The sequence below is a fragment of the Micromonospora sp. L32 genome, from assembly GCF_052068055.1.
GTDB classification, from domain to species: domain Bacteria; phylum Actinomycetota; class Actinomycetes; order Mycobacteriales; family Micromonosporaceae; genus Micromonospora; species Micromonospora purpureochromogenes.
On the sequence record NZ_JBQHDD010000002.1, the window covers coordinates 110205 to 123458 of the forward strand.

Annotated in this window: 11 protein-coding genes; 7 read left to right on the plus strand and 4 right to left on the minus strand. The window is 73.9% G+C overall.

All coding sequences use genetic code 11. The annotated features are described in order from the left end of the window. Window positions 1-13 precede the first annotated feature (13 nt). The 4 genes from ACTMTB_RS05150 to ACTMTB_RS05165 all read left to right on the plus strand — a co-directional run bounded on the left by ACTMTB_RS05150 (window position 14) and on the right by ACTMTB_RS05165 (window position 4878). Entirely contained in the window at window positions 14-1063 is a 1050-nt protein-coding gene (locus tag ACTMTB_RS05150; protein ID WP_280836058.1) for a carbohydrate ABC transporter permease, read from the plus strand. 1 nt (window position 1064) lies between these two features. Further along, window positions 1065-2027 (plus strand): carbohydrate ABC transporter permease, encoded by a 963-nt coding sequence (locus ACTMTB_RS05155; RefSeq protein WP_154942333.1) that lies wholly within the window; start codon window positions 1065-1067, stop codon window positions 2025-2027. Between the two features lie 66 nt (window positions 2028-2093). Continuing rightward, window positions 2094-3167, plus strand: coding sequence for a LacI family DNA-binding transcriptional regulator (locus ACTMTB_RS05160; RefSeq protein WP_441142831.1), 1074 nt, complete (start codon window positions 2094-2096; stop codon window positions 3165-3167). 40 nt (window positions 3168-3207) lie between these two features. Beyond that, window positions 3208-4878 carry a glycoside hydrolase family 13 protein gene (locus tag ACTMTB_RS05165; protein ID WP_441143980.1) on the plus strand — a complete coding sequence of 557 codons (1671 nt, stop codon included), beginning with the start codon at window positions 3208-3210 and terminating at the stop codon, window positions 4876-4878. A 691-nt stretch (window positions 4879-5569) separates the two neighbouring features. Here ACTMTB_RS05165 and ACTMTB_RS05170 read toward each other — a convergent pair. The 3 genes from ACTMTB_RS05170 to xylA are packed head-to-tail and all read right to left on the minus strand — an operon-like array spanning window position 5570 to window position 9745. Next, a complete protein-coding gene (locus ACTMTB_RS05170; protein ID WP_441142833.1) occupies window positions 5570-6994 on the minus strand; it encodes an MFS transporter in 1425 nt (474 codons plus the stop codon). A 58-nt stretch (window positions 6995-7052) separates the two neighbouring features. Then, complete coding sequence (gene xylB / locus ACTMTB_RS05175) at window positions 7053-8546, minus strand: xylulokinase (protein WP_441142835.1); 1494 nt, start codon at window positions 8544-8546, stop codon at window positions 7053-7055. A gap of 11 nt (window positions 8547-8557) precedes the next feature. Next, window positions 8558-9745: a xylose isomerase gene (gene xylA, locus ACTMTB_RS05180; protein ID WP_441142836.1), complete on the minus strand. Its 1188-nt coding sequence runs from the start codon at window positions 9743-9745 to the stop codon at window positions 8558-8560. Between the two features lie 48 nt (window positions 9746-9793). On the opposite strand from xylA, the gene ACTMTB_RS05185 reads away from it, so the two are divergent. Further along, on the plus strand, window positions 9794-11053 hold the full coding sequence (locus ACTMTB_RS05185; protein WP_441142838.1) for an ROK family protein: 1260 nt from the start codon (window positions 9794-9796) through the stop codon (window positions 11051-11053). A 252-nt stretch (window positions 11054-11305) separates the two neighbouring features. Further along, window positions 11306-11467 (plus strand): SpoIIE family protein phosphatase, encoded by a 162-nt coding sequence (locus ACTMTB_RS05190; RefSeq protein ID WP_441142840.1) that lies wholly within the window; start codon window positions 11306-11308, stop codon window positions 11465-11467. A gap of 52 nt (window positions 11468-11519) precedes the next feature. On the opposite strand, the gene ACTMTB_RS05195 is transcribed toward ACTMTB_RS05190, so the two are convergent. Then, window positions 11520-12026 carry a MarR family winged helix-turn-helix transcriptional regulator gene (locus ACTMTB_RS05195; protein ID WP_441142842.1) on the minus strand — a complete coding sequence of 169 codons (507 nt, stop codon included), beginning with the start codon at window positions 12024-12026 and terminating at the stop codon, window positions 11520-11522. Between the two features lie 97 nt (window positions 12027-12123). Here ACTMTB_RS05195 and ACTMTB_RS05200 point away from each other — a divergent pair, with 97 nt between their 5' ends. Beyond that, window positions 12124-13254, plus strand: a complete 1131-nt coding sequence (locus tag ACTMTB_RS05200; RefSeq protein ID WP_441142844.1) for a PP2C family protein-serine/threonine phosphatase — start codon at window positions 12124-12126, stop codon at window positions 13252-13254.

The following is a 13254-nucleotide window of genomic DNA, read 5'->3' on the forward strand; positions in this document are numbered from 1 at the left end:
TGAAGGAGGGTCGATGGAGTTCGACTTCGCGGAGGAACAGCCGAAGTTCCTCATGCTGATGTACGGGCTGATCGCTTTCGTCGCGGTGGTGGGCGGTCTGCTCCTGCTCCTCGACGTGGTGCCGGCCTGGTTCGCCCGCCGTCGGGAGCAGAAGCTGGTCGCCGCAGCGGCGAGCGGCGGTCCACTGCCCCGCCGGCTGAAGCCGCGGGAGGGGCTGTTCGCCCTGTTCTTCCTGCTGCCAACGCTGCTGCTGCTCGCCATCGGGCTGGTGGTGCCGGCGATCCGGACCACGCTGCTCTCCTTCATGGACGCCGGCAGCAACGACTGGGTGGGCCTGCGCAACTACGGCTGGATGTTCTCCGAGGACTCGATCGTCCGGGTCCTGCTCAACACCCTGGTCTGGGTGCTGCTGGTCCCGCTGGTGGCCACCTCGTTCGGCCTGCTCTACGCGGTGATGGTGGACAAGGCCAGGTTCGAGGCGGTCGCCAAGTCGTTGATCTTCCTGCCGATGGCGATCTCGTTCGTCGGCGCCAGCATCATCTGGAAGTTCGTCTACGCCTACCGCGGCGACGGCCAGGAGCAGATCGGCCTGCTGAACCAGATCGTGGTCAGCCTCGGCGGCGAGCCGAAGCAGTGGCTGCTGGAGTCGCCGCTGAACACGCTGCTGCTGATCGTGATCATGGTATGGATCCAGGCCGGCTTCGCCATGGTGGTGCTCTCCGCCGCGATCAAGGCGATCCCGGCGGACATCGTGGAGGCCGCCCGCCTCGACGGGGTCACCCCCTGGCAGATGTTCTGGCAGATCACCATGCCGAGCATCCGGCCCGCGCTGATCGTCGTGGTGGTGACGCTGTCGATCGCCACGCTCAAGGTCTTCGACATCGTCCGGACCGCGACCAACGGCAACTACGACACCAGCGTGATCGCCAACGAGATGTACAACCAGGCGTTCCGGTACGGCCAGAACGGGCAGGGCTCGGCGCTGGCCGTCTTCCTGTTCATCCTGGTGGTCCCGATCGTGATCTACCAGATCCGCAACCTGCGTCAGCAGCGGGAGGGCTGAGATGAGCACCGCCACGCCCACGGTCCCGGCCGGCACCCAGGCCACCGGGAAGACCACCACCGCCGGACGCGTCCGCAAGCGGCTGAACAGCCGTACGGCCACGCTGATCTCGATCGTCATCGCGCTGCTCTGGACGATCCCGACCTTCGGCCTCTTCGTGTCCTCGTTCCGGCCGGAGGACGAGATCAAGAGCACGGGCTGGTGGACGTTCTTCACCAACCCGCAGTTCACCCTGGAGAACTACCAGGAGGTGCTCTTCGGCAGCTCGTCCTCCTCGGGTCAGCTCGCCAGCTACTTCATCAACTCGCTGGCCATCACCATCCCCTCGGTGCTGTTCCCGCTCGCCTTCGCCTCGCTCGCCGCGTACGCGCTGGCCTGGATCAACTTCAAGGGCCGGGACTGGCTCTACATCGCGATCTTCGCGTTGCAGATCGTCCCGCTGCAGATGGCGCTGGTGCCGCTGCTGAAGTTCTTCTCCACCGGCGTCACCGTCGCCGGCGTCACCCTGATGCCGGCCTGGGACCTGGTGGACGAGCAGAAGTTCGCCCAGGTGTGGTTCGCCCACACCTGCTTCGCGCTCCCCTTCGCGGTGTTCCTGCTGCACAACTTCATCTCGCAGCTGCCCAGGGACCTGATGGAGGCGGCCCGGGTCGACGGGGCCACCCACCCCAAGATCTTCCGCACCATCGTCCTGCCGCTGATCACCCCGGCCCTGGCGGCCTTCGGCATCTTCCAGTTCCTCTGGGTCTGGAACGACCTGCTGGTCGCGCTGATCTTCGCCGGGGGCGGCAACGAGACCGCCCCGCTGACCGTCCGGCTGGCCGAGATGGCCGGCACCCGGGGCAACGAGTGGCAGCGGCTGACGGCGGGCGCGTTCGTCTCGATCGTCGTACCGCTGATCGTGTTCCTGTCCCTGCAGCGCTACTTCGTCCGCGGCCTGCTCGCCGGCAGCGTCAAGGGCTGAGGCCTCGTACCGCCGCCGCCCGCCGGGCGGGCGGCGGCGGTGACGGGCGCGGAGCGGGGGAACACCATGACGAAGATTGATGACGTCGCCCGACTCGCCGGGGTCTCGACCGCCACCGTCTCCCGGGCCCTGCGCGGCCTGCCGACGGTGTCGGCCGCGACGCGCCGCCGGGTGCTCGCCGCCGCCGAGCAGCTCCAGTACGCCGTCTCGCCGAGCGCCTCGCGGCTGGCCGGTGGCCGGACCGGGACGGTGGCCGTGGTGGTCCCCCGGATCACCCGCTGGTTTTTCGGCACCGTCGTGGAGGCGGTCGAGGAGTTCCTCCACCAGGCCGGGTACGACCTGCTCCTGTACAACCTGGGCGGCCGGGAGCAGATCCGGCAGCGGGTGCTGCGCAACGCCAACCTGCACAAGCGCGTCGACGCCATCATGCTGGTCGCCACGCCCCTGCGGCCGGCCGACCTGACCGCGCTGGGCGCGCTGGACCTGCCCGGGATCACCATCAGCTCCGGCACCGTGGTGCCCGGCTGGCCCTGCGTCCGGATCGACGACGTGGCCGCCGCCCGCACCGCCACCCGGCACCTGCTCGACCTGGGGCACCGCCGGATCGCCCACATCTCCGGCGACCCGGACGACGAGCTGGCCTTCACCACCCACCTGGACCGGCGCCGGGGCTACCGGGAGGCGCTGCGGGCGGCCGGGATCCGCCCCGACCCCAGCCTCGACGTCGAGTCGCAGTTCACCATCGACGGCGGCACCCGGGCCACCGCCGAACTGCTCTCCCGGGGCGAGCCACCGACCGCGATCTTCGCCGCCTGCGACGAGATGGCGATGGGCGCGATCACCGCGCTGCGCGACGCCGGGCTGCGGGTGCCGCAGGACGTCAGCGTGATCGGCGTCGACGACCACGACCTGGCCAGCGTGCTCGGGCTCAGCACCATCGCCCAGCCCGCCGCCGAGCAGGGCCGGCTCGCCGCCCGGCTGCTGCTCGACCCGCTCGGCACCCGCACCACCGGCCCGTACGCCGGCCGGGTCCCCGACCAGCGGGTCGGCGGCGGCCGGGACGACACGCCGACCCCCCCGGTGATCCTGCCCACTCGGCTGGTGGTGCGTGAATCGACCGCACCACCGCGGGCACACTGAACGGATTCGACGCACCACGGCTCGACACAGGGAGAAGGCTCTGAACACCGACGCGAGGCACCAGGAACAGTCCGGTGGCCCGGCCACCGGGTGGTGGACCGAGGCCGTCATCTACCAGATCTACCCGCGCTCGTTCGCCGACTCCGACGGGGACGGCGTCGGTGACCTGCCGGGCATCACCGCCCGACTCGGCCACCTCGCCGAGCTGGGCGTGGACGCCGTCTGGCTGTCGCCGTTCTACCCGTCGCCGCAGGCCGACGCCGGGTACGACGTGGCCGACTACCGGAACGTCGACCCGCTCTTCGGGCGGCTGGAGGACGCCGACAAGCTGATCGCCGAGGCCCGCGCCAAGGGTCTGCGGGTGATCGTCGACCTGGTGCCCAACCACACCTCCTCGGCGCACCGGTGGTTCACCGCGGCCCTGGCCGCAGCCCCGGGCAGCCCGGAGCGGGCCCGCTACATCTTCCGGGACGGTCTCGGCCCGGACGGCGACCAGGCCCCGAACGACTGGCAGAGCGTCTTCGGCGGCCCCGCCTGGACCCGGGTCACCGATCCCGACGGCCGGCCCGGCCAGTGGTACCTGCACCTGTTCGACACCGGCCAGCCCGACCTGAACTGGGACAACCCGGAGGTCCGCGAGGAGTTCCTGGACGTACTGCGGTTCTGGCTGGACCGGGGCGTCGACGGCTTCCGGGTCGACGTGGCGCACGGCCTGATCAAGCAGGCCGACCTGGCCGACTGGCAGGAGCCGCAGGAGATCCTCTCCGGCAGCGAGGTGGCGAAGCCCCGGCCCCCGATGTGGGACCAAGACGGCGTGCACGAGATCTACCGGGAGTGGCGCCGGTTGCTCGACTCGTACCCGGGCGAGCGGGTCCTGGTCGCCGAGGCGTGGGTGGAGCCGGCGGAGCGGCTGGCCCGCTACGTGCGCCCGGACGAGATGCACCAGGCGTTCAACTTCGAGTACCTGCTCGCCTCGTGGACCGCGCCCGCCCAGTACGCGGTGATCACCCGCTCGCTGGAGGCCACCGACAGCGTCGGCGCGCCGACCACCTGGGTGCTCTCCAACCACGACGTGGTGCGGCACGCCTCCCGGCTCGGACTGTCCGTCGGCGGGGGCCGGCCGAACGGCATCGGCATCGGCGACCCGCAGCCGGACGCCGCGCTCGGCCTGCGCCGGGCCCGCGCGGCCAGCCTGCTGATGCTGGCCCTGCCCGGCAGCGCCTACCTCTACCAGGGCGAGGAGCTGGGCCTGCCGGAGCACACCACGCTGCCGGACGAGGTCCGGCAGGACCCGACCTGGGAGCGCAGCGGCCACACTCAGCGCGGCCGCGACGGCTGCCGGGTGCCGATCCCGTGGGAGGCCGACGCTCCGTCGTACGGCTTCGGGCCGACCGACGCCAGCTGGCTGCCGCAGCCGCCGCTGTGGGCCGAGTACGCCCTCGACCGGCAGCGCGGGGTGCCCGGCTCGACGTACGAGATGTACCGGACGGCGCTGCGGCTGCGGCGCGAGCACGGGCTGGCCCGGGGTCCGCTGCGGTGGCTCTCCTCCGGCGACGAGGTGCTGACCTTCCGCAACGGCGGGCTCACCGTGCTGACCAACTTCGGCGCGGCAGCCGTCCCGGCGCCGGCCGGGGAGCTGCTGCACAGCAGCGCCCCGCTGGACGCCGACGGGCGGGTCCCCACCGACGTGACGGTCTGGGTCCGCGCCTGACGCAGGCACCGTTTCGCCGGCCCCGCACTCGTCCGCGGGGCCGGCGGGCCGGCTCGGGCAGGACTGGCGGCCGTCACCTGTCGGCGTCGGCGGGGTTGGGCCTCGTCGCCCGGCACACCGATCTCGGGTACGTCAGGGCACGGCCGCTCGGCGGCTCGGGCATGGCGCGGCGCCTCGGTCACTGCCGTGTCCGGCACTCTTCACCCGTCCACCCCAGCACCCGGTTGGTTCGCTATGGATCTGATGTCGTAAACGACTCAGCCCTGCTTCCCCACCCCCGCAGCGCACCGGCACGGACCCCGCGTCCCGCCATGGTCGGCAGGCCAAGAGCCCTTGCGCTACCCCGTCGTTGACGGGGACAGGTGTGCGCGTCGCGATGGCGGCGCACGGGATGTAGGGCGGGTTCCACGGCGGGTCGTGTCCCGGGGCACGCTGCCGGACGTGTCGCGCCGTCCCGAGTGGACGGCGGTCTGCATCGTTCCGACATCAGGCCGGCCTGAATCGTTTACGACATCAGGTCCATAGCGTCCTGGGGGCACCCGGCCCGGTGGATCCGCCGGCTCAGCCCCAGCGCCAGCGCCGCTAAGCCGACCCGGCCCGGGGCCACCGTGCTGATGATCGGCGTCCACCTCGGCCCGGAGGCGTGGCATGGCCCGGCCCGGCGCGGCCGGTGAGGCCCGACGGCGATCGGTCAGAGGCGGTCGGCGCGGGCGTGCAGCAGGTCGTGCACCGCCTCGATGTCCTCCGGTGAGGAACGGGAGGCCCGCCAGTACATCAGGCCGGTGGGGATGAAGAAGAGTTGGAAGACGGCCAGGCCGACGGCGTAGTTCAGCGGCGGCGGGAAGGCCGCCCGCAGGGTGTGGAAGGCCACCCCGACCAGGCCGTTGCCGGCCGCCCGGCCCACCCCGTTGACCAGGTTGCCCAGGCTGTAGACGGTGCCCCGGTGCTCGGGCGGGTTGACGTCGGCGATCAGGGCGAACCAGTTCGGCGAGTTGGCCGAGGTCAGCGCCAGCGCGACCACGGCGGCGAGCAGGCTCAGCCCGACCGTCGGCTCGGTCAGCACGCTGGCCAGCACCGCCCGCACCACCGCCCCGCCGCCCGCCCCGTCGGGCACCACGATGCGGATCGGCACGAAGAAGAGGACCAGGTAGAACGGCACGGCCGCGAGGATGCCCACCGCCGCGACCAGGGCCCGTCCCCTCGCGGTACGCCGTTGCAGCGCGTCGCCGGCCAGTCCGCCGACGATGGAGAACACCCCGCCGAGTTGGAACAGCGTGGCGAAGACGCTGCCCACCACCACCGCGGTCGCCGACGAGTAGCCCTGGGCCTCGGCCCGTTGCGCGAAGAGCACCGGCAGCCAGACCAGCGAACCGAACGCCGCCTGCGCGGTCAGGCCCTGCAGGATCAGCCACCGGTTGGTCCGCCGGTGCAGGATCCGGGGCAGGTCGGCGCGGGTGATCCGGTAGTCGTACTCGGCCCCGGCGTTCAGCGCAGCGGCCAGCTCGGGCTCGCTCTGCCCGCGCCGGATGTCGTACGTGAAGAGGTAGGCCAGGGTGGCGGCCAGCCCGACCACGGTGAGCGCCAGGAACGGACGCCGCCAGTCGGTGGCCCCCAGCAGGCCGCCGGTGAGCGTGCCGGCCAGCGTCCCCACTCCCTGCGACAGCCCCCAGAAGCTCATCACCAGCCCCCGGCGGCGGGGCGAGATCAGGTCGGTGACGACGGAGAACCCGACCGAGCCGACCGCGCCGAGCCCGACCGCGGCCACCAGTTGCGCGGCCAGGAAGGTCGGGTAGTCCTGGGCGAGCGCGCTGCCGCCGGTGCCGGCCGCCCAGATCAGGGTGCCGACCATGAGCAGCGGCTTGCGGTTCGTCCGGTCCCCCACGTACGCCCAGGCCACCGCCGCCACCGCGCTGACCAGAAAGCTGACCGCGGTGACCAGCCCGAGCAGCCGCTGCGACACGCCCAGCGCACCGGAGATCGGCCCGTACAGGGGCGGGACCAGGCCGATCGCCACGTTGTCCAGCGAGGCGAGCACCACGAAGACCACGACACTGTAGAACCGGTGCACCGTGCCGCCGCCCCAGGACCGCGCCGCCCCACCCCTGGTCAAGGTCATGTGCGGCAGCCAATCAGGGCGAGGTCACGGTCGCGTCACCGGGGTCGGCCCCACCCGCTCAGCCCGGCGTCCGGTCGACGGTCCGGTCGCGGGCCTGGGCGTACCGCTCGCGGACGGCGGGGACGGGCTCGGCGTCGTACTCCCGGGTGTCGGCGTCGGCCCACTCCGGTGGCGCCGCGCCGCCCAGGGCGACCCAGGCGGCCTGGCGAGCGGCCCCGTCAGCGACGTACTCGCCGGGCGGTGGCACCACCACCGGCCGGCCGAAGACCTGCGGGGCGATCCGGCGCACCGCCGCCGAGCGGGCCCCGCCACCGACCAGGATCACCCGCCGCGCGTCGGCGCCCTGGGCGGTGAGCGCGTCCAGCCCGTCGGCGAGCGCGCAGAGCATCCCCTCGACGGCGGCCCGGGCCAGGTGCGCCGGGGTGGCGGTACGCAGGGTGAGCCCGTGCAGCGCGCCGGTGGACAGCGGCCGGTCGGGCGTCCGCTCCCCTTCCAGGTAGGGGACCATGACCAGCCCGTCCGCGCCGGGTGGGGCGGACAGCGCCAGCTCGCTCAGCTCGTCGAGGCCGACCCGGAGCAGCGCGGCGGCGGCGTCCAGCACCCGGGCGGCGTTGAGGGTGCAGACCAGCGGCAGGTACCGGCCGGTGGCGTCGGCGAACCCGGCGACGGCGCCGCCCGGGTCGGCGGCCGGCACGTCGGCCACGCTGAACACGGTGCCGGAGGTGCCGATCGAGACGACCACGTCGCCGGGGCCGGCGCCGACGCCGAGGGCGGCGGCCGCGTTGTCCCCGGTGCCCGGGCCGAGCACGATCCCGCCGGGCGCGGCACCCGACGGGCCGACCCCGGAGCCCCCGACCGCGCCAGGCCCCGGCGCCCGGCCGCCCAGCGTGGCCGGGTCCAGGACGCCGGCGGCCTCGGCCGGGCCGAGCACCGTCGGCACCGCCACCACCCGGCCGAAGGCCTGTTCCAGCAGATCGAGGCGGTACTCGCCGGTGCGGGGCGACCAGTAGCCGGTGCCGCTGGCGTCGCCCCGGTCGGTGCGCAGCGCGGCCAGGCCGGGCGCGCCGGCCAGCCGCCAGGTGAGCCAGTCGTGGGGCAGGCAGACGGCCGCGACCCGGACCGCGTGCTCCGGCTCGTGCCGGGCCAGCCAGCGCAGCTTGGTGCCGGTGAAGCTGGCCACCGGCACGCTGCCCACCGCCTCGGCCCAGAAGCGGCGGCCCGCCACCTCGCCGCCGGCCTCGTCGACCAGATCCCGGGCCGCGTCGGCGGAGCGGGTGTCATTCCAGAGCAGGGCGGGCCGGACCACCCCGCCCGCCTCGTCCAGGCAGACCATGCCGTGCTGCTGGCCGGCGACCGAGACCGCCGCGACGTCGGCCAGCCCGCCGGCGGCGTCCACCGCCGTGCGCAGCGCGTCCCACCAGGCCCGCGGGTCGACCTCGGTGCCGTCCGGGTGCGGCGCCCGGCCCTGCCGGACCAGGGCCCCGGTGGCCGCGTCCCGGATCACGACCTTGCAGGACTGGGTGGACGAGTCGACCCCGGCGACGAGCGGCACGGCGGCCCGCCTCAGCGCGCGCCGAGCAGGTGCTCGACGGCGAGCTGGTTGAGCCGGACGAAGCCGAAGCCCCGCGCCGCGACCGCGTCCACGTCCACGTCCTCGTAAGCGGACCGGTCGGCGAGCAGCTCGGCGTACCCCTCCCCCGGGCTCAGCGTCGGGGTGGACAGCTCGGCGACCTTGCTGGCGGCCAGCGCCTCGGCCACCTCCGGGTCGGCGCGGAACGCCGCGGCCCGCTCCTTGAGCAGCAGGTACGTGCGCATGTTCGCCTCCGCCGAGGCCCACACGCCGGCGAAGTCCTCGGTGCGGGAGGGCTTGTAGTCGAAGTGCCGGGGCCCGTCGTACGCGGGGCCGCCGTCCGGGCCGCCCTGCTCCAGCAGGTCCACCAGGGCGAAGGCGTTGAGCAGGTCACCGTGACCGAAGACCAGGTCCTGGTCGTACTTGATGCTCCGCTGGCCGTTGAGGTCGATGTGGAACAGTTTGCCCTGCCAGAGCGCCTGCGCGATGCCGTGCGCGAAGTTCAGCCCGGCCATCTGCTCGTGCCCGACCTCCGGGTTGAGGCCGACCAGATCCGGGTGGGCCAGGGTGGAGATGAACGCCAGCGCGTGCCCGATGGTGGGCAGCAGGATGTCGCCGCGCGGCTCGTTGGGCTTGGGCTCGAGGGCGAAGCGCAGGTCGTAGCCGGAGTCCACGACGTACTGGCAGAGCAGGTCGACCGCCTCGCGGTAGCGGTCCAGCGCGGCCCGGACGTCCTTGGCCAGGTCGTACTCGGCACCCTCCCGGCCGCCCCACATCACGAAGGTGCGGGCACCCAGCTCGGCGGCGAGGTCGACGTTGCGCAGCACCTTGCGCAGGGCGTACCGGCGCACGTCCCGGTCGTTGCTGGTGAATCCGCCGTCCTTGAAGACGGGGTGGGTGAAGAGGTTGGTGGTGACCATCGGGACGACCAGGCCGGTCTCGTCGAGCGCCTTGCGGAACCGGGCCAGGTGGGCCTCGCGGGCGGCGGCGTCCGCGCCGAAGGGGACCAGGTCGTCGTCGTGGAAGGTGATCCCGTACGCGCCCAGCTCGGCGAGGCGGTGCACCGCCTCCACCGGGTCCAGCTCAGCGCGGGTGGCGTCGCCGAACGGGTCGCGGGCCGGCCAGCCCACCGTCCAGAGCCCGAAGGAGAACTTGTCGGCGGGGGTGGGACGGGGTGCCATGGCAGACCTCCGGTGGTGTCGCCGCAATTTGTTCAATGGATGGATTAAATGACCGTGCTGTGGCACTGTCAAGGGGTGACCAGCACCAGCACCGCGGGCGCGGTCCGGCAGGGCAGCCTGCGCGAGCTCAACCTCGCCGTCGTGCTCGGGCGGATCGCCGCCGCCGACCAACCGCCGTCGCGGGCCGGCATCGCCGGCCAGACCGGTCTCACCCGGGCCACCGTCTCGGCCGTGGTGGACGACCTGATCACCGGCCGCCTGGTCACCGAGGCCGACCCCGCGCCGCGCGGCGGAGCGGGCCGCCCGGCGCGGGGGCTGCGGCTCGCCACCGACGGCCCGGCCGGGCTGGGGCTGGAGGTCAACGTCGACTACCTGGCCGCCTGCGTCGTCGACCTCGCCGGCACCGTCCGGCACCACGAGGTACGCCGGGCCGACCTGCGCCCGGTCGCCCCCGCCGACGCGCTCGCCCGGCTGGTCGAGCTGGCCGGGCGGGCCCGGGCCGCCGCCGACCGGGAGGGGCTGACCCTGGCCGGGGCCACGCTGGCCGTGCCGGGGCTGGTCGACGGCCACGGCCTGGTCCGGCTCGCGCCCAACCTCGGCTGGCGCGACGTCGACGTCCCCGCCCTGCTCGCCGGGCATCCGCCGCTGGCCGGGCCGGTCGACGGGGTGCCGGCGCTGGTGGTCGACAACGAGGCCAACCTGGCCGCCCTCGGCGAGCTGCACGCCGGCCCGGCGACGGCCAGCTTCCTGCACGTCTCGGGCGAGATCGGCATCGGCGCCGGGATCGTGCTCGACGGCGCGCTGTTCCGGGGCGCCCGGGGCTGGAGCGGCGAGCTGGGCCACGTACCGGTCGACCCGGCCGGGCCACGGTGCCGCTGCGGCGCGCGGGGCTGCCTGGAGACGTACGCCGGCCAGGAGGCCGTCCTCGGCGCGGCCGGCCTCTCCGGGGCGGACCTGCCGGCGGACACGGCGGCGCGCCGGCTGGCCGACCTCGCCGAGGCGGGCGACCCGGCCACCCTCGACGCGCTGCGCGCGGCCGGCACCGCCCTCGGGGTGGCGGTGGCCGGCGTGGTCAACCTGCTGGACCTGGACACCGTGGTCCTCGGGGGCGGATACGCCACCCTGGCGCCCTGGCTGCGCCCCCCGGTCCTCGCCGAGCTGACCGACCGGGTGCTCACCGCCGCCTGGTCACCGGTCACGGTCCGCGCGGCGGCGCTCGGCCCGGCGTCGGCCGCGGTCGGTGGGGCCGGGTCGGTGGTCCGCCGGATCATCACCCGGCCGTCCGGTTGGCTGGCCAGCCGGCCCTGAGCCGACCTTGCTGGATGGGTGCCCGTCGGTCCGCCTCGCTACCCTTGCCCTGAGGCAACGTTCCCGTCCGAGGAGTCCGCTACCAGCATGCGCACAGGTCGACAGGCCGAGGCGACCGGCGACCAGCGGTGACGACCATCCGTCGTGGTGCACCCGCCGGACCGGCCGGCAGCGGGGAGCCGGCTTCTCCCGCACCGCGCCGACCGTCCTCCGACGCGCCGCTGCCCGCGCGGCGGCCCGACGGCGATGGAGATGTTCGGCGAGCGACGGCTGCGCGAGGCGCTCGCCTCGGCGGCGGGACTGCCGCCGAGCGCGGTGGTCGACCGCCTGCTGCAAGTGGTGGCGGACTGGCTGGACGGGCAGAGCCACGACGACATCGCCATGCTCGCCGTCTGCGCCGCGCCCTCGGCGTGACCGGCCCGGAGCTGACCCACGACCGGCGGTGACGTCTCCCAGCGGGTCAGGATCAGGCGGAGCGGGCCGCCGACGGGTCGCCGATCGCGTCGTCGTGGGGCGGGACGCCGCTGCCCTGCCACGGCACCACCGGCGGCGCCAACTCCTCCAGGTCGCGGGCGACCCGGTCGAACTCCCGGACTCCCCGCAGCAGGGCCTGGCGGTCCTCGTCGCTCATCCCGGCCAGCACGTCGGCCAGCCGCCGCCGCCGGTCCCGGCGCAGCTCGGCGAGGAGTCCCCGGGCCTCCGGGGTCAGGTGCAGGGAGATCTCCCGCCGGTCGACGCGGCCCGGCTCCCGCTCCAGCATGCCGGCCGCCACCAGCCGGTCGCAGAGCCGGCTGGCCGAGGAGAGCAGCATGTCGAGCAGGGTCGCGAGCCGGCGCAGGTTGATCCCGTCGTGCCGCTCCACCACCATCACCGCGCGCAGCTGAGCGGCGGAAAGGCGGCTGGTGGTGCTTTCCCGCGCCGCCTCCCACAGGGACAGCAGGGCACCCGCCGCGCCGTCGAGCTCGGCGGCCATACTCAGTTCCGGTCCCGCGGGACCATGTTGGTCGGCCATGGTGGGCCCGAGACTACCCGGAGTACCGGGTGGTCGGCCCCTGTCAGGAGGAGTGACGATGAGCGGACCGGACGGTCACGCCCGGCGGGTGCTGGTCGAGGCACCGGCCGACCTCCTGCTCGACCGGCTCACCGCCGAGCTGGAACGGACGTTCAGCATCACGGAGAGCGAACTCTTCCAGGTCGACTACCGCCTCTCGGTGCTGCTGCCGCTGGGTGACGGGGATCCGATCACCGAGCCCGGCCACCCGGCCTGGCGCTGCTTCGACCACCAGGAGCCGATCGTGGCCGGCGACGTCGGCTGGTTCCCGGTCGGCATGCGCGGCGAACGGCGCGGGGTGCTGCGCCTGGCCCCGGTCGCCGACGAGCCCGCCCAGGTCGAGGAACTCGCCGCCATCGCCACCGCCCTCGGGCACGAACTCGCCGCCGTCTCCGCCGGCACCGACATCTACCGGGCGTCCCGCCGGGCCCGTCGGCTCACCCTCGCCGCCGAGATGCAGTGGGAGCTGCTGCCCGGCCGCAGCCGGATCCGCCCGTCGTTCAGCCTGGCCGGTCAGCTGGAGCCGGCGTACGCGGTGCGCGGCGACAGCTTCGACTGGTCCGACGACGGGAACCGGGTCTGGCTCGCCACGATCAACGGGTCGGGTGAGGGGGTGGCCGCCGCGCTGCTCACCTCGCTGGCCACCTACGCGCTGCGCAACGCCCGTCGAGGCGGGCTCGGGCTGGCCGACCAGGCCGCCCTGGCGGACCAGGCGATCTACGCCCTGCACCGGGGCGAGCAGCACCTCTCCGCGCTGCTGATGGAGCTGGACCTCGCCTCCGGGAAGCTGACGGTGGTGGACGCCGGGTCGCCCCGCCTGGTGCGACTGCGCGACGGGGAGATCAGCGAGCACGTGCTCGAGAAGCAGTTCCCGCTCGGCATGTTCGAGGGCACCGACTACCAGGAGCAGTGTTTCGAGCTGCGCCGCGGCGACCGGCTCTTCGTGCTCAGCGACGGCGTGATCGACGCGACCAGCCAGAACATCCGGTACGGGGAGACCGCGCTGGACCGGTTCCTGCGCCGTACCGGGCCGATGGAGCCGCTGGACGCCGTCCGGTCGCTCCTGGGCGACCTGCGGGCGTTCGTCGCCGGCGACCTGATCGACGACGCGGTGGTGGTCTGCCTGGACTGGACCGGCCCGCAGCCCTGA